Genomic DNA, 16,129 nt, shown 5'->3' with positions numbered 1-16,129 from the left:
TATTACATTGTCTATTTTATGAACACTGTTTAATACTAAGACAAAAAAAATGGGAATTATCCCAAGAGTTTAAAGAAAGCGTCTAAGCCATCGCTCACAATGTTTTCTCTGCGTGTAATGTCTATGACTTCACATCGTTTTCTGATGTTTAAAGAAACCAGGCCATGCACAGTGGACCATACCATATAAGCTAATGATTCTGACTCATGAGCGGGGAAGTACCCATCAGCTAGCGCTTGCTTGATAGTCATACGAAGCCCATTGAATGCGCCCCCTCCTTCTATCCATTCTTCCTTTTCTGAATCAAATACATGGCAAAGTGGAGCCTCTTTTATAAACATAAGATCGTACATGTCAGGGTTTTCCATCGCAAATTTTATGTAGATTTTTCCCATTGCTTTCAATCTCTCCAAAGGATCCTGGATTACGGAAAGGACTTCCATTTTCTCACTGAGAGTTTTAAATCCTTCTTGGTGCAGCGCATGGAAAATCTCGTTTTTATCCTTAAAGTAATGGTAGATTATTCCGGGGCTGTATTCAATTCTATCTGCAATGTTTCTCATAGAAGTCTTTTCAACACCTTTTTCCAAAAACAATGTTTTTGCAGCTTTCAGAATAGTCTCCTTCAGCTCTTCCTTCTCTCTTTCTTTGCGGTCTGTAATTCCCATTATAATTTTTGAATGGTTAAAATTAATTAAACACTGTTTAATATTCCAAATTTATTGAAGTTTATTTCATGAATTATCAGCTTCTTTGATAGAATCGCTGTCCCACGTATGATCATTTACAGAAAACTTCCGCATCAATTCTCCTGATAATAGGCTTTCCTGCATTTCAATCTGCTGACGGTTTTTGGAAATATACTCGTCTTTATTGTCTTTGAAATTCACCAGTACTTTCAATGCATTTTCGTCATAATCCCGAAATTGCTTTGCCAGCCGGTGTACGGTGTGAGCCCTGAAGCCAAGTTTTTTCAATACATCTTCTCCCATTCTAATCGAGGTGTCCAGATGTTCCCTGTAAATGTTCTTCACACCCATTTCCATGAGTTCAAAAGCATCGTACCTGTTCTTGGCCCGGATCATCACCTCCAGATGTGGAAATTCTTCTTTGCAGAGCTCTACAAGTTTGATACTGTATTCGGTATTGTCGATGGCAGAAATCAGGATGGATGCCTGGCCTGCTCCGGCCGAGTGAAGCAATTCTCCCCGTGTCCCATCGCCGAAATACACTTTGAATCCCATTTTTCTCAGGTAGTCTACCCGATCTGGATCCGAATCCAGAATAGTAGCCTCTACGCCATTTGCCCGCAAAAACCGTCCGAGGGTCGAACCAAAATGGCCGAATCCAACCAGGATTACCTTATTGTGCTCGTCAATGCTATCCATCTCTTTTTCTAGCACCTTTTGGGTTTTGCTAATCGCAGGATTGATTACCTTATCCAGCAATACTATAAGGATAGGGGTGATGGTCATGCTCAAAGCTGTCACAGCCATCAATGTATCTGAGGTCGATTGAGCAAAAATACCAAGTTGAAGAGCGAAAGCATAGGTGACAAAAGAGAATTCCCCGACTTGGGAAAGACCTATGGCAAAGCTGAGATTGTTTGTCAGTCTTAATTTCTTGGTTTTGCCAATAATCAATAGTATGACTGTTTTCAAAATGATAATACCCAGCGTCAGCGAAATTATAACCGGGGCATTGGTAAAGATGAGATTGAAATTGATCGTTGACCCGACGGCCATAAAAAACAGCCCAAGAAGCAAGCCTTTGAAAGGTTCTAAATCAGATTCCAGCGCATGCCTATAGGGTGAATTGGCTAAGATGACCCCTGCCAAAAATGAGCCTAATGCCGGGCTCAAGCCTACCAGCTCCATCAGGAACGATATTCCCACTACGATCAGTAGGGCAGATGCTGTGAACAACTCCCTTAACCTACTTTTTGCAACCCAATTCAAAAGGGGGCCAAAACCAAATTGCCCAAGGACAACTACTATCCCGATAGCCCCGACAATCGATAGGGTCTGTGCCCAGCCAGGCAAGCTGTCTATCAACCCATGTATCCCTGTCGCCTCGTCTGTAGGGGTAGCATCCCCCGTGATTAAGAGTGGCAAAAGAGCCAGAATCGGAATTACGGCGATGTCCTGCATCAGCAAAACTCCAAATGAAAGCCTCCCGTTTGGGCTGTTCATCTGATTCTTTTCCTTGAGCGATTGCAATACGATAGCCGTAGAGGACAGTGCCATAGAAAGGCCAATGGCAAGGGATATCTGCCAGGAAACATCGAGAAGTACCCCAATTACGAAAATCAATGCGGCAGTAACTAAGACTTGGCTCAATCCGATCTGTAAAATCAATTGACGCATTTTCCAAAGGTTTTTTGGTTCTAATTCCAGTCCGATCAGAAACAGCATCATTACCACGCCAAATTCTGTGGCGTGCATGATATCCTGGCCCTGGCCTTCGTTTGTAATAAAACCAAGCAAATAGGGGCCGATAAGAATGCCGGCAATCAAGTAGCCCAAGACAGAACCCATTCCGAGTTTTTTGGCAATGGGAACGCAGACAATTGCAGCTAAGATATATATGATGGCATTTGCCAAAAATCCGTTCATAAGCTCAATTTTTAGCTGGTTCGATAATTGGCAATGTCTGTCTGATCCCGAAAACCAAGCAGCAATTCTTTGTAAGATTTTGCTTTTTGGCTCAATTCGGTATCCGTGATTTTATGTGTTCCTGCTACATGGAATGGAGGTAGATAAACCATATTACAGAGCCTGGCTGTTTGCTCAAATGGTCGAAGGAAGTCCTCAATTTTATAGTTATTTCTACCCTCAATTTGGTAGGCTTCCTGGGATCCTCCGCTGGTGATCGTATTTATCACATATTTCCCCTTTAGATAAATTCCCCCTGGTCCATAAGCCCATGCAAATTCCAAAACCAGATCTATCCACTGCTTCATGAGAGGTGGACAGGAATACCAGTAAATTGGATGATGCCAGATGATCACTTCTGCTTCAAACAGTGCCTCCTGCTCTGCCTGAATAGAGATATTGAAATCGGGATAGAGTTCATATAGGTCCCTGATTTCTATATTTTTCAATCCAGAGATAGCCTGGATCAAAGCTTGGTTTACTTTGGAATGTTCAAATTTTGGGTGAGCAAAAAGAACGAGTACTTTACGCATGCATGTATAGGCTTTAGCCTTGGAAATTTATTTTCTTGTGTGTGCCATCACAAAAAGGTTTGTTCTGACTGGACCCACATCTACAGAATGCAGAAACCTTACTTTGGTTTATGATGTGATCGTCGGGAAGTTTGACCTGGATGTTTCCATAGACCATCAGTGGTCCGTTGGGAATCACTTCTACTAATTGCTCTGAGGTAATATCTGCTGTGTTTTCTTCTTTGTGCTCCGCAAAATAATACCCTAACGCACCGCTGGGACAGGTATCTATTTGCTTGACAATTGTTTCTGTGCTTGCCCCTTCAGAATTGACCCACGGTCTTTTTTCAAAGTCAAAGACTGAAGGTAACCCCGAAACGCACTTCTTGGAATGGATGCATTTATGTGGCTCCCAGGTGATGGTAACTTCTCCATTGGTATATTCCTTATGAATTGGGGTATATGACATGATGTTTGAGTTTTGACCTTAATGTAATATATGTCCTAATAAATACAAGTAACAGAATTTGTAGCGTGTATAACCAGTGGAAATCTCATTACACCCTTTGAAAAAGAGGGAGTTGTCAATTTATACTTCCATAGTTTCTGCACAGCCCGTATGCGTAGTTACAAGGGTACACATAAAATAATGATACAAAATAATCAACTTTCAATTGGGTTATCGGGTAAGGGACCAAAAAAAAGGCCCAGTTAACAAACTGGACCTTTTGCGAATCAGACCATATAGTATCTAAGTAGATTTAATCTTTCAGGTGGTTCTCCAGGATTTTTCGCCATTTTTGAGCTATTCCACGTTCGCCCGCCATATCGGAAAAGAGCTCCCCATCATAGATTTCAATTGTTTTGGGAGAATGGGAGGCATCCTTGAAATGGAACTGCAAAGCCAGAAAATCTAATATAAAGCGCTTCTCTTTTCCTACCAGCACCCTGCGGATTTTCTCTTGGATGCTGACTTTGGCCACTTCGCCCAAGTCTATCAGACTTTGCTCAGGATAGCTGCCGAACCGGTGGTAGATCAGCTTTTTGGATTGGTTATCCAAACCTAAATGATAGTGGTTTCTCCAACGCTCATGCTGGGTTGGAATGACATTATTAGTAGAAGAAAACTCTTCAAATGTCGCAAGATTTTCATTGCTTATTTTTCTGAGCTTGTAACTGTAGTATACAAACGGTGAGGCAGAAGCCAGTAGGGCAAAAGATGTCACTACAAGAGTGACAGAATCAATTGAGATCATAAGAATTAGGATAAAATGAATAGATTTTGTGCGATATAAGGTCGCCAGGAAAGGTTCTATTCTATTTTACCAAGGGTAAAAAAAATGTATAAAAATGTCCTTTATATCGAAAAGTGGAATTGACTTTTTGAAAAATGAAGGAGGTAAACAGACTTTATAGGGACTAAGAAAGTCAAAATACCAATTAGGGTTAAGTTTGGCATTAAGAGTCCAATCAACCTTGAATTCCGGGATTTCCAGCAATTCCGGTGGAGCATTAAACTGGATTTTAGTAAGCTGAGCGAGATTCGAAACCGAATCATGAGCGAAGCCATTTCCGGAAGAATCTATAGTAACCGGAAATGAAAAAACAGACACAAACCATAGCACCCAACTCAGGGAAATCATAAGGATTGGTAACCGTTTTTTCATTTTTTTATGGCTTGATATACCAATTTATGACAAAATGTTTTGTGAAGTCAATAGCAAGCCACCCTTATTTTTTCAAATTATAGATTTTTAAGGAATTCAGGTTTTCAGAAAACGTTACGCTTTTCCATGGACTGTTTGGAAATAGGATAGAAGTCATTACTAATTCCCCATCATTTACGAATAGTTCTATGGATGATGCGTCTAAAAATATCCTGATATCTTTTGCCTCCCAGCTCATAGGTGCAGAATGCATTGCTGCAAAATCCCGCTGAAAATCACTTTTGCCAGCATTTCTCCGATCTATGCTCACAAGACCATTTTCTTTTGAGAGTACAAGACTTTCCCCAAGTTCATTTGAGAAGGTTATCGAAAAAGAATCTGAATTTACATTGGCCGTGATTTCCACTGCTTCAGAAGGTAATTCAGAAGTTTGTTTATCCACCTCATATTCTTCAGAACGAAGTTTTTCAAGTTCATCCGCAGGAGCAGACTTCAGCAGTAAAGTACCGTCCACATCGAACAGGCTTAATTCTCTGGGTACGGTCATTGCTGATCTCCAGGTTGTGGTTGGAACCACATTTGCATAGAGCCAGTTACTCATCCAGCCTATAAACAGTGTTCTGTTCTGAGCGGTAGGGAGATTACTCCAAGTTACCCCTGCGTAATTGTCCGGGCCATAATCCAGCCAACGGATCATGGTGTCATCCGGCGAGAATCGCCCATTGACGAAGTCACCGATAAAATATTGGGTTGCTGACCCGTTCTGAGGACCTCCCGGATTAATACTGACAAGCAAAACCCATTTGCTTTCCCCGGCGGGAGTTTTGAAAGGTAGTAAATCCGGACATTCCCATACTCCACCATGGGCACCGGTGTTTTTTCCAAATTCACTAAGTAAAGTCCAGTTTTTCAGATCTGTAGAACTATAAAAATTGATTTGATCAAGGACAGCTAAGGTCATGATCCATGACCTGGAACCGTCAGGGTTTGTAATCTGGGAGACCTTTGGATCCCGGAAGTCACGGATTCCTGGATTGGGTAAGACTGGATTTCCTTCATATTTCTCCCAGCTTCTGCCTTTGTCCAAAGAGATAGCGATGGCCTGACTCTGAAATGTGCTGGATGAAGTATTTGCTTCTTCAGCATTGTGATAGGTGAAAATAGCGACCATTGGAGGGGTTTCTGCAGTGCCCAATCCTGAACTGTTCTCTGCATCCAAGACTGCGCTTCCTGAGAAAATGTACCCTAGACTATCGGGATAAAGCGCTATTGGAAGTGACTCCCAGTTGATCAAATCAGTAGAAACTGCATGTCCCCAGTGCATAGGGCCCCAGACAGTGCTGTCAGGATAATGTTGATAGAAGAGGTGGTATTCTCCATCCAAATAGATCAAACCATTTGGGTCATTCATCCAACCCGACTCAGGGGTAAAATGGTATGATGGTCTAAATTCCTCTGTCACAATGGATTCGAAGGTGATTTGAGGCTTGGGTTTGCAACAGAAAAGCGCAAAAATGCCGAAAATGGATAGGTAAAGTAGTGTTCGATTCATGTTTTTAAGCGGTTGGCTTCACTATCGGGTTAGAATTGTATTTCATTGAGCTTCATAGTTGAATTTACAGCGAGCTGAGTTGTATAGAAAGCATATTGCCTGTTCTTCCAAAAGTACATTAAAGCTATTTCAAATTTGCCCACATCCAAGTAATGGATAGCTGTGGCCTCATATAAGAGAAGTTTGGGAAGTTAAATTTAAAGGATATGGACATCGTCCGAATTTACAGGATGTCTTGCTTTTAACTATTCCCTCACAAAAAAAACAATGGGTTACGGCGAATGTATCTTTCATTTAGTGGTCTAATTGCCGAATTAAATCTCTCAGGTGATGGAACACATTTACAAAAATTTTAGTAAAGTGGGGTTTCGTAGGATATAATTTATATTTTGGAGTTTAACTATTTGTTAATCTCCAGAATCAGTCAACTATGGTTTGCAAAGGTATATTTGTTACATTATGATGAATAAGGAAGATAATGATGCTTTATCCCAGGTTTCCGGTAATGATGCGGTTGGGTTAAAGTTTATTTTTGACAAGTACTATAATGATCTCTGTGACTTTGCGGCCATCTATGTACGTCCTTCTGATATGTCATCGGATTTGGTAAGTGATTTTTTTATTCGCTTTTGGAACCAACGTCATCAGATTAAGATCACCGGTTCACTTAGGGCATACTTGTATAAATCCGTAAAAAATGCCTGCCTCAATCACCTTCGGGGAAGAAAGGTGGAAATGATGAATTACGAGGACTATTCCGAAGTATTTATCAGTACTGAGCTTTCACCGGATGAACAGATGGAGTTCAAAGAATTTCAGGATAAGCTGGATTTTTTTACCGATTCCCTACCAGATAGAAGGAGATTGATTCTTCAGCTAAAACTAAAATCAGGCTTTTCAAATTCGGAAGTCGCTGAAACGTTACAGATTTCTGAAAGCACTGTAAAAAACCAGATGAGGGCTGTAATAAACAGTCTTAAAGAAAAGAACAATCTTTCCTGATATTTTTCAGCAGGACAATAGTCAAATTCATTTGAATCTGTGTCATACCTGTATATGCAGGGAGATATGAGTTTAGAAAATTTTGAATATTTTGAAAAATACTTACTTGAAGAGTTGTCTACTGATGAGATAGATGAGTTTGAAAAGAAACTTAGGGACGACGTTCAGTTTGCCCAGGGCTATAGAGACTTTTTAATTCAGCTTGACAATACTGTTGAGGCCAAGGGGGGTGACTCTGCCGATAAAAATTCTGCCTGGAAGAAAGTAACTACCGGTATTTATATTCCTTCTTCAGGGGTAAAACCGATTACCCAAAAAAGCTGGAATTGGGGCAAGGCTGCAAGCATCACTATTATCATGTGTTTAGGATTATTGGCGTTTTGGCTTTATGGGATTAGCCCTGAAAAAAGTGTTGAAATGGTAACCAAATCTACAGTAGAAGGTCAGAAAGCGACAATTACGCTGGCAGACGGAACCACAGTCCGATTAAATTCATCTTCATCAGTTTCATATCCTGTAGAATTTTCTGACAGCACAAGAAAAATCATGCTGTCCGGTGAGGCATTTTTTGAAGTAACCCCTGATAAAAGCCGCCCATTTATTATTTCCTCTGGGGAATTGGAAACCAAAGTCTTGGGCACATCATTTAATATCCGGTCATTTCCGGATGAAAAGCATCAGGAGGTGGCAGTAAAGTCAGGAACAGTGCAGGTGACTTTTCCGGTGCAGGCTCTGGATCCGGTCAAGCTTCAGGTTGGTGATGTTGTTATATATGACCATGCCAGTTCAACAGTGGAATTAGAAAAAGTTGATCCTGAATCTATCGCCTTATGGACCCAGGGATACATATATTTTGAAAATGAGAGGCTGGGACAGGTACTGAAAAGTCTTAGCAGGTGGTATGGGGTGGAGTTTTCCGTGGAAGATCCAAGGCTTTTAAACTGTAGAGTGACATTAAAACAACGTGATGAAACCTTAAAAAATATTCTTGAAATCCTAAAATATGCCAGCTATGTAGACTACAAATTCACCGAGAACCAAATGATCATCATCAAAGGGAAGCCTTGTTAAAAGAAAAAACGGGAGTGTTGCAGCACCCCCGCATTTCTGGTAGAAACGACCTGTATAGATAAGTCTACAGGAACATTTCCTTTTGTCTAAACTCACATTTAAACAATTCAAAATTATGGATTCACGCTTACTAAAAAAAGTAAAGCCCTGGCTTATGAGGCTATTTTACAGTGTATTTATTTCATGCTTACTCACCACTACATTGCTGGCAGGCAATGTAACCGGGCAAGACCTGGAAACGACTAAGGTAAAGTTTAGTTCAAAATATGCAAATCTGGATCAGGTGTTATCAGCTATTGAAAAACAGACTGAATTTCTTTTTACCTACAATTCGGCTATTCACCCCAAAAAAATAGCTATCCAGATTGGCCCTGGTGAAAGGAGTCTGTTGAAAGTGTTGGAAGATATATCAAGGGCTACTAATCTGAGTTTTAAGCAGGTAAACTCAATGATTGCCATTAAGGAAAAGAAAACGGAACTGCAGAAAAAACAAGCCGAATTCCAGTTGTATTCCGGGACCGTGATGGATGGGGATAGTGATGTACCCCTACCGGGGGCAACGGTGCAGATCAAGGGGACTACTACTGGCACTGTGACTGATGTGAATGGGGCGTTTGAGATCAGTGCCGAGTCCGGGCAGGTTTTGGTGATCAGTTTCATTGGCTATGAGTCGCAGGAAATCCTTCTCGGAGACAATGAGACTATTACCATTTATCTGGGAGGGGATACCAAAGCACTTGATGAAGTGGTGATCGTAGGGTTTGGGGAACAAAAGAAAGTGAATGTTACCGGTGCGGTTGAAATGGTTACCAGTGAGGATCTGGAAAACAGGCCCACTACCAATACATCCAATTTGTTACAGGGATTGATGCCCGGCTTGGTAGTCCAGAATTATACAGCCATGCCCGGACAAGATAATGGTTCTATAAGAATCAGGGGCGTAAGCAGTATCAACAATTCCAATCCATTGGTGATCATTGATGGGATTGAAGGGAATATGAATATCCTTAATCCCGATGATATAGCGTCTGTTTCAGTCCTAAAAGATGCCGCGTCTGCATCCATTTATGGTTCTCGCGGTGCAAATGGTGTAATTTTGATTACCACAAAATCCGGTAAGCGAAAAGGCGCCCCGCAGATTAGCATCAATAGTTATTTCGGTATCCAGAAGCCTATCCAGCTCCCGGAAATGCTGGGATCCGTGGAAATGATGCAACTCCAAAACGAGGCACTCCGGAATGTAGGCCAGTCTGAAACGTATTCGGAGGAGGATATCCAAAAAGTAATCGATGGGACCGATCCTAACTTCTCGGCAAGCACTAACTGGATAGAAGAAATTTTTAAAGAGCGGGCTCCCCAGTATCAGACGAATGTGTCCGTTTCAGGAGGTGCTGAAAATCTAAGTTATCTGGTGTCTTATGGGAATTTGACCCAGGACGGACTCGTAGTTGGGGATGCCTATTCTTCCAAGCGGAACAATTTAAGATTTAAGCTAAATACGACATTACTGGATATACTGGATCTAAATGCAAATATTGGATATATCGATCGGGTTTATCATTCACCGCAATGGTCCACCACTGCCTCCGGTGGTGTTATCCGTGGAGCATTGAATATTTCTCCTTTGGTACCTGTCAGGTATACCAACGGCGAATGGGGCTATGGTGGCGGTGCCAACAACCCGGTGGCCATTGCTACCGATGGAGGCAGTAATGTTTTTTCATCGCAGGAATTTACCGCCAATATCACAGGCCAGCTCAACCTTCATAAAAATCTGAGTCTTAAGGGGCAGTATGGCCAGGTTATGAGTAATTCAAGAAGAGAGACCTTTGTGAAAAAAGTGGTACATAGGCACCCTGACTCAGGAGATATCCTTTGGTTTAATGTGGAGGAAAATTCCCTGACAATTGTGGATTATGTCAACCGATACCAAAATGCCTTGGCACAGCTGGATTATAGAAACTCCTGGGGTGAGCATAATTTCAGCGGACTTTTGGCTTTTCAACAGGAGTGGCAACGATATGAATCTTTTTCCGGCAACCGCAGAAATTTTCTCTCAGAGGATGTTCCCGCCTTGGATTTAGGTACTAATCCTGTACAAAATAACAGTGGCGACGGGTATCATTGGGCATTGAGGTCCGGGATTGCACGATTAAACTATGACTATAAAGGGAAATACCTTCTCGAATTGAATGGCAGATACGATGGTTCCTCCAGATTGTCCGAGGAGAACCGCTATAAGTTTTTCCCTTCTCTTTCTGCCGGATGGAGATTTTCAGATGAGGTTTTTTTTGAAGGTCTCAAGAAGGTGGTCTATGACGGGAAAGCCAGGGTTTCATTCGGTGAATTGGGCAACCAGTACCTGAGCGACATGATAGGATTTGCAGAATATTATGCCTATCTGCCAGTTCTCAACGATGTGGGGACTATGCCGATTGGAGATCAGAGAACCAATGGGTTTGCTCAGACTATTTCTGCTGGTACCAACCTTTCCTGGGAAACTGTACAGATGCTGAACATTGGTCTGGATCTATATTTTTTCGAGGGAAAGCTTTCCTTTACCGGGGACTGGTTTAACAAACAGACCAAAGATATCCTCTTAAGGGTTCCGCAGCCTACTGTTCTGGGAATCACGCCAAGTGACATCAATGCGGGAGCGGTGGAGAATAAGGGCTGGGAACTGAGCCTGGACTGGCAGGACCAAATCAAGGAATTTAGATACGGGGCAAATTTTCAGCTTTCAGATGTTCAGAATAAAATACTGGACATGGGTGATACACCTCCTGCATACGGAACAGATGTGAACTTGGTGGGCTATGCAAGCGGGTCCTATTATGGCTTTGTTGCCACCCGTTTGGCGCAGGAAAGCGATTTTGATAGGGTTGATGGTGAGCTGGTTCCCAATATTCCGGTGACCTCCAGTGAGTTAAGCAAGTTTGGGCCGGGTGATTTGGTTTACGAAGATTTGAACGGAGACGGAGAAATCACCGCGGAAGGGGATAGGACAGTTCTCGAAAATCCATTTCCACGCTATACCTATTCTTTTAGAGGGAATATCGGATGGAAGGGTTTTGATGCTTCTTTCTTTTTCCAAGGGGTAGGAAAGGCTGTGGGTTATCTGTACGATAATGCCAGACATGCCTATAAAAGTTCTTCCATGTATCCCCAGACTACCCACAGAGACAGATGGACGCCTGAAAATACCGATGCATCTTACCCAAGACTTACCTTCGGAGAGACTTACAATTCCAGAGTTTCCTCCTATTGGCTTGAGGATGCTTCCTATCTCAGGTTAAAAAATCTCCAAATAGGCTATACTCTGCCCGTCCAATTATTGGAACGATTGAGGGTGAATAAATTCAGGGTCTATTTTTCCGGGGATAATTTATTTACCAAAACTGATTTCTATTATGCTTATGACCCTGAATCCCCGCTTTCTGCCGGAGGGTATTACCCGCAGGCGAAGACTTTTACAGTAGGGGTAAACATTGGGCTTCAGTAATATTCATTAAGACATTAACACGATGAAAAATATCAAAATTATCCTAGCACTACTGCTTACTGTCTTGGTTCTTCAGGCATGTAACGATGACTTTCTTGACAGGGAGCCTTTGGATGCTATTTCTGATGCCAATTTTTGGCAAAATGAGGAACAATTGCTATTGGCGGTCAATGGTACCTATGCCTATGTTAAAGGGAAAAATACCGTGGACATGGAAAATATGGGGGATAACACCGTATGGCCTACACAGACTTCCTATCGGCTGATTTCCAGTGGGAATTATAACAATGATTTGGGAACCTTAAATACTGAATGGACGCAAGCCTATGCGGGAATTAGAAGATGCAACCATTTCCTTGAAAATTATGAAAAGGCGGAAATGGTAAATGAAGAGCTCAAAAACAGGTATGCAGGTGAGGTAAGATTCATACGGGCCTACTTATACAGTTATCTGACCTTTCTGTTCGGAGATGTTCCCCACGTGACCCAGGCACTGAATGTGGGTGACCCGGAAATTTACGGGGAGCGGAATTCAAGGGAAGAAATTGTAGAATGGATTTTGGCAGAACTTACCGCAGTAGCCGCAGATCTTCCGGAAAGTTATTCCTCCTCGGATTATGGAAGGATAACCAAAGGAACAGCGTTGGGATGGAAGTCCAGGGTAGCCTTGTTTTATCAGAAGTTTGATGTGGCGGAGGCTGCTGCCAAAGAGGTAATGGATCTTGGGGTCTACCAGCTTTATCCTGATTACCATGAACTTTTTATGATTGAAAGTGATGCATCCAAATCCCCAACAAATAGGGAAACCATGTTTAGCAGGATTTATACAACCGATATCAGCATGCATAACCTGAGCCGGGAAATTCAGGTTCCTGACCAGTCAGCCAGGTGGAATCCTACAAAATCTCTGGTAGATGCTTATTTGTGCGTGGATGGTAAAACAATCCAGGACTCCCCGTTATATAATGAAACCACTTACGACAGCCTTTTTGAACACCGGGATCCCAGGATGAAAATGACCATTCTTTCTCCTGGCAGTCCTTGGGGAGGCAGGCAGGACGGGAATCCTGAAAATACGGATAATTCTGTTTTTACCGCTCCAAAGTTTAACCAAAACAGACAGGGTTCTGTAACTCCTACCGGGTATTATTTCAGTAAATACTGTGATCTGAATGCTGTTCCAACCTACAATCGGGATGAAAATGATATCATTATCATGAGGTATGCTGAAATATTGCTCAACTATGCTGAAGCCAGATTGGAGCAGGGAACGCTTACACAGGAGGATTTGGATAATACCGTTAACCTGTTGAGGGAGAGAGTCAATATGCATCCCATGGTTATTTCTGAACTACAGGAATGGGGAATGGATCTCAGGGAGGAGATCAGAAGAGAAAGGCGGGTTGAATTGGTACTGGAAGGCCAGCGATATTTTGATATTCTCAGATGGAAAAGGGGTGACCTGCTTGCAAAAGATGTAAAGGGGATTAAAAAGGATTTTATCATTCGTCAGGGAGATGTAGAAAATGTTCCTATCGATGAAGAGGGGTATATTGTATTTTTGAGCGGTAATACCTTTGATGAGTCCAAACATTATCTGTGGCCAGTTCCATTGGCTCAGCGGGATCTCAATCCTAATCTTTCACAAAACCCTAACTGGTAAATTGACCTTATCCTGGCCCTTATGGGGTCAGGATTTCCTTATAATCAACCAATCATGCACAAATTTCTGTTACTTCTCAGTTTGTTTTTCGGCATTTCTTCCTGCGCCAATTCAGAAGAACCAACCAAGCCTATCCTACAAGATCCAGTTGTTTATGAGGGCAGGCCAATCAAAGTCCTTTCATACAACATCCATCACTGTAATCCGCCTTCCCGACCTGATTTTATAGATCTTGAGGCAATTTCTCGGGTAATAGTGGAGAGTGGAGCCGAAATTGTAGGACTTCAGGAAGTAGATGTATTTACTTCCCGGTCCGGATCTGACTTGGATATGGCTAAGGAACTTGCCGAAATGAGCGGAATGCCTTATTACTATTTTAGCAAAGGCATAGATTATAAAGGAGGTGAATATGGTACTGCTATACTTTCAAAATTCCCGCTTTCGGAGACAGCCACAGTTTTGCTTCCTGCCGAGGAAGGTACAGAACAGCGAACTATATCCATCGCCACAGTCTCTTTGGAAGATGGTTCAAGGTATAAGTTTGCCAATACACACCTGGATTTTAGCAGCGCTACTAATGCACTTTCTCAGGCAGAAAGTATAGTCGATTATTTTGAAGGGGAGAAGAGCCCGTTGATTTTAGTAGGAGATTTTAATTCCACTCCGAATAGTGCCCCTATCCTAAAACTGGATGGTAGTTTTACCAGGACTTGTAAAAATGATTGCGCACCTACCATTCCAGTCATTAATCCTAATAAAACTATTGACTTTATCATGTTCAGTAGTGAAAAGGACTTTAAGGTGGAAAACCATCGGGTGATTCAGGAGACGTATGCGTCAGATCATTTGCCTGTAGCTGCTGAACTGATCCTTCTAAAACAGAAGTGATAAATGAACATAGATTTCTACCAGGTATGAAAATATGCTTTTTGGTTTGATACTTTCCATGCTTTGAGGCCCCTGGCCCATTATTTAATAGTTAGTATACTCAACTAGGGATCAGAGTGGATATTGATCAAATGCTTCAATGGTGACCTGTAAGCTACTCGATATGGGCTATTGGCATTGATTGGTATATTCCGGTTAGTGGTCTTTTATAAGAGGGGGGAGGAGGCGGATTTTAAAGTCCGCTGGCTTCCATCAGTTCTTTCGACTGTACTTCGATAAAGGCTGCCTTATCTTTCTTTATTGCATTGATGATGGGTTCCAGCTCTTTTGGAACTTCAAAATACTTTTGTCCCCAAAGATTTATTTCTATAAGGACCGGAAGCAAATCTATCCCTTTTTGAGTGAGTTGATAGAGTACTTTCGCCTTGCTTTCGGGATGACGGGATTTTTTAATGATTCCATTTTCCTCTAATGCCTTAAGCTTGGAAGCAAGGATATTGGTTGCGATTTTTTCTTCAGATTTCTGAAAGTCACCATAAGTGCAGCTTTTGGAGAATATTAAGTCCCTAATAATCAGTAGAGACCACTTGTCTCCAAAGATATCAAGGGTACTGCTTACCGGACAAGAAGATCTTTTTTTTGACGTAGTCATAGAAAATTTTTTAAAACACTTGCAAAATGAAAGTGAGTAAGTATATTTGCGCTTGCAAATTGCAAGCAAATTTAAGGCAATTAATTAAAATAAGCAAGAAACATGCAAACTACAGGAAATACCATCTTTATAACCGGTGGAAGTGCCGGGATAGGCTTAGCTATCGCAAAGCGTTTTAGCGAGGCCGGAAATAAGGTAATTATCAATGGCCGCGATCAAGAGCGATTACAACATGCTTTGAATGAATTAGACAATGCTGTAGCCATTCAAGGTGATTTGTCTTTGGAATCTGAGCGTGCTCGAATTGCCAGGGAATTGACCGAAAAGTATCCAGCAGTCAATATCATTGTTAACAATGCTGGAGCTGCATTTATGAACCTCCTCAACGACCCAACTAATAACGCGGCTGACAAAGCCTATCAGGAAATCAATACAAATTATATCAGTGTAATTCATTTTACTTCCTTGCTTTTGCCCCATCTTCTGGAGCAAAAAGATGCTGCAATCGTAAATGTGACTTCAATTGCAGTTTTCAGAGGAAACCAATATTTGCCGACTTATTCCGCGAGTAAGGCTGCGCTGCATAGCTACACGCAAGGTTTGAGAGATACTTTCGAGGGCAACAAAAACCTGAAGGTATATGAATTATATCCGCCCTTAGTCAATACAGAATTCTCTGCTGAAATAGGAGGGGCAAATGGGATTCCACCTGCTGAGGTGGCCGACGAACTGTTTATTGCTCTGGGGAAAGACCAGGTAGAGGTACCGGTTGGAGATACCAAAAAAATTCATGCGCTAATTGCCGAAGTTGCCGCTAAGCTTGCGGTGGATTCTGAAGTTTAACCGAGAATTTTTAAACAGATGAAATCGAGCATGTTGCAGGCAACACACAGAGGAATGATTATAATGCATGCGAGATTCCATATGACCCTTAAAAGACAAATTATAATCATATGAAATCGAGCA

General features: G+C 41.9%; 14 protein-coding genes. 6 read left to right on the top strand and 8 right to left on the bottom strand.

Translation table 11 applies throughout. The features are described 5' to 3' along the window. Positions 1 to 56 precede the first annotated feature (56 nt). The 7 genes from AS141_RS24515 to AS141_RS24485 all read right to left on the bottom strand — a co-directional run bounded on the left by AS141_RS24515 (position 57) and on the right by AS141_RS24485 (position 6,385). Complete coding sequence (locus tag AS141_RS24515; RefSeq protein WP_057940356.1) at positions 57 to 668, bottom strand: TetR/AcrR family transcriptional regulator; 612 nt, start codon at positions 666 to 668, stop codon at positions 57 to 59. A gap of 66 nt (positions 669 to 734) precedes the next feature. After that, positions 735 to 2,615 carry a monovalent cation:proton antiporter-2 (CPA2) family protein gene (locus AS141_RS24510; RefSeq protein ID WP_057940355.1) on the bottom strand — a complete coding sequence of 627 codons (1,881 nt, stop codon included), beginning with the start codon at positions 2,613 to 2,615 and terminating at the stop codon, positions 735 to 737. An 11-nt stretch (positions 2,616 to 2,626) separates the two neighbouring features. Beyond that, positions 2,627 to 3,187 (bottom strand): glutathione-regulated potassium-efflux system oxidoreductase KefF, encoded by a 561-nt coding sequence (kefF, locus tag AS141_RS24505; protein WP_057940354.1) that lies wholly within the window; start codon positions 3,185 to 3,187, stop codon positions 2,627 to 2,629. A gap of 13 nt (positions 3,188 to 3,200) precedes the next feature. After that, positions 3,201 to 3,635 carry a (4Fe-4S)-binding protein gene (locus AS141_RS24500; protein ID WP_057940353.1) on the bottom strand — a complete coding sequence of 145 codons (435 nt, stop codon included), beginning with the start codon at positions 3,633 to 3,635 and terminating at the stop codon, positions 3,201 to 3,203. Between the two features lie 292 nt (positions 3,636 to 3,927). Further along, entirely contained in the window at positions 3,928 to 4,422 is a 495-nt protein-coding gene (locus AS141_RS24495; RefSeq protein WP_057940352.1) for a hypothetical protein, read from the bottom strand. A 66-nt stretch (positions 4,423 to 4,488) separates the two neighbouring features. Further along, complete coding sequence (locus AS141_RS24490; protein WP_057940351.1) at positions 4,489 to 4,833, bottom strand: hypothetical protein; 345 nt, start codon at positions 4,831 to 4,833, stop codon at positions 4,489 to 4,491. 64 nt (positions 4,834 to 4,897) lie between these two features. Then, complete coding sequence (locus tag AS141_RS24485; protein WP_057940350.1) at positions 4,898 to 6,385, bottom strand: glycoside hydrolase family 32 protein; 1,488 nt, start codon at positions 6,383 to 6,385, stop codon at positions 4,898 to 4,900. A 459-nt stretch (positions 6,386 to 6,844) separates the two neighbouring features. On the opposite strand from AS141_RS24485, the gene AS141_RS24480 reads away from it, so the two are divergent. From AS141_RS24480 to AS141_RS24460, 5 genes are all read left to right on the top strand, one after another. Continuing rightward, the gene (locus AS141_RS24480) at positions 6,845 to 7,387 is read left to right on the top strand and encodes an RNA polymerase sigma factor (RefSeq protein WP_057940349.1); all 543 of its coding nucleotides are present in this window, start codon (positions 6,845 to 6,847) and stop codon (positions 7,385 to 7,387) included. A gap of 39 nt (positions 7,388 to 7,426) precedes the next feature. After that, positions 7,427 to 8,458 carry a FecR family protein gene (locus AS141_RS24475; RefSeq protein ID WP_157243583.1) on the top strand — a complete coding sequence of 344 codons (1,032 nt, stop codon included), beginning with the start codon at positions 7,427 to 7,429 and terminating at the stop codon, positions 8,456 to 8,458. Between the two features lie 154 nt (positions 8,459 to 8,612). Further along, entirely contained in the window at positions 8,613 to 11,960 is a 3,348-nt protein-coding gene (locus tag AS141_RS24470; RefSeq protein WP_157243582.1) for a SusC/RagA family TonB-linked outer membrane protein, read from the top strand. A 22-nt stretch (positions 11,961 to 11,982) separates the two neighbouring features. Beyond that, entirely contained in the window at positions 11,983 to 13,623 is a 1,641-nt protein-coding gene (locus AS141_RS24465) for a RagB/SusD family nutrient uptake outer membrane protein (protein ID WP_057940346.1), read from the top strand. Between the two features lie 54 nt (positions 13,624 to 13,677). Further along, positions 13,678 to 14,511, top strand: a complete 834-nt coding sequence (locus AS141_RS24460; protein ID WP_082632428.1) for an endonuclease/exonuclease/phosphatase family protein — start codon at positions 13,678 to 13,680, stop codon at positions 14,509 to 14,511. A gap of 232 nt (positions 14,512 to 14,743) precedes the next feature. Here AS141_RS24460 and AS141_RS24455 read toward each other — a convergent pair whose 3' ends face one another. Beyond that, positions 14,744 to 15,163, bottom strand: a complete 420-nt coding sequence (locus tag AS141_RS24455; protein WP_057940345.1) for a winged helix-turn-helix transcriptional regulator — start codon at positions 15,161 to 15,163, stop codon at positions 14,744 to 14,746. Positions 15,164 to 15,265: 102 nt separating this feature from the next. On the opposite strand from AS141_RS24455, the gene AS141_RS24450 reads away from it, so the two are divergent. Beyond that, the gene (locus AS141_RS24450) at positions 15,266 to 16,006 is read left to right on the top strand and encodes an SDR family oxidoreductase (protein ID WP_057940344.1); all 741 of its coding nucleotides are present in this window, start codon (positions 15,266 to 15,268) and stop codon (positions 16,004 to 16,006) included. Positions 16,007 to 16,129 lie beyond the last annotated feature (123 nt).

It is taken from the genome of Algoriphagus resistens (assembly GCF_001442615.1).
Taxonomy (GTDB): Bacteria; Bacteroidota; Bacteroidia; order Cytophagales; family Cyclobacteriaceae; genus Algoriphagus; species Algoriphagus resistens.
This window is presented reverse-complemented; position numbering and strand designations above follow the sequence as displayed.

Excerpts from the sequence above, each read along its gene's own strand:
- AS141_RS24485 (WP_057940350.1), bottom strand. The coding sequence starts at position 6,385 with ATGAATCGAACACTACTTTACCTATCCATTTTCGGCATTTTTGCGCTT.
- AS141_RS24490 (WP_057940351.1), bottom strand. The coding sequence starts at position 4,833 with ATGAAAAAACGGTTACCAATCCTTATGATTTCCCTGAGTTGGGTGCTA.
- AS141_RS24495 (WP_057940352.1), bottom strand. The coding sequence starts at position 4,422 with ATGATCTCAATTGATTCTGTCACTCTTGTAGTGACATCTTTTGCCCTA.
- AS141_RS24515 (WP_057940356.1), bottom strand. The coding sequence starts at position 668 with ATGGGAATTACAGACCGCAAAGAAAGAGAGAAGGAAGAGCTGAAGGAG.
- AS141_RS24465 (WP_057940346.1), top strand. The coding sequence starts at position 11,983 with ATGAAAAATATCAAAATTATCCTAGCACTACTGCTTACTGTCTTGGTT.
- AS141_RS24500 (WP_057940353.1), bottom strand. The coding sequence starts at position 3,635 with ATGTCATATACCCCAATTCATAAGGAATATACCAATGGAGAAGTTACC.
- AS141_RS24450 (WP_057940344.1), top strand. The coding sequence starts at position 15,266 with ATGCAAACTACAGGAAATACCATCTTTATAACCGGTGGAAGTGCCGGG.
- AS141_RS24460 (WP_082632428.1), top strand. The coding sequence starts at position 13,678 with ATGCACAAATTTCTGTTACTTCTCAGTTTGTTTTTCGGCATTTCTTCC.
- AS141_RS24470 (WP_157243582.1), top strand. The coding sequence starts at position 8,613 with ATGAGGCTATTTTACAGTGTATTTATTTCATGCTTACTCACCACTACA.
- AS141_RS24510 (WP_057940355.1), bottom strand. The coding sequence starts at position 2,615 with ATGAACGGATTTTTGGCAAATGCCATCATATATATCTTAGCTGCAATT.
- kefF (WP_057940354.1), bottom strand. The coding sequence starts at position 3,187 with ATGCGTAAAGTACTCGTTCTTTTTGCTCACCCAAAATTTGAACATTCC.
- AS141_RS24455 (WP_057940345.1), bottom strand. The coding sequence starts at position 15,163 with ATGACTACGTCAAAAAAAAGATCTTCTTGTCCGGTAAGCAGTACCCTT.
- AS141_RS24480 (WP_057940349.1), top strand. The coding sequence starts at position 6,845 with ATGATGAATAAGGAAGATAATGATGCTTTATCCCAGGTTTCCGGTAAT.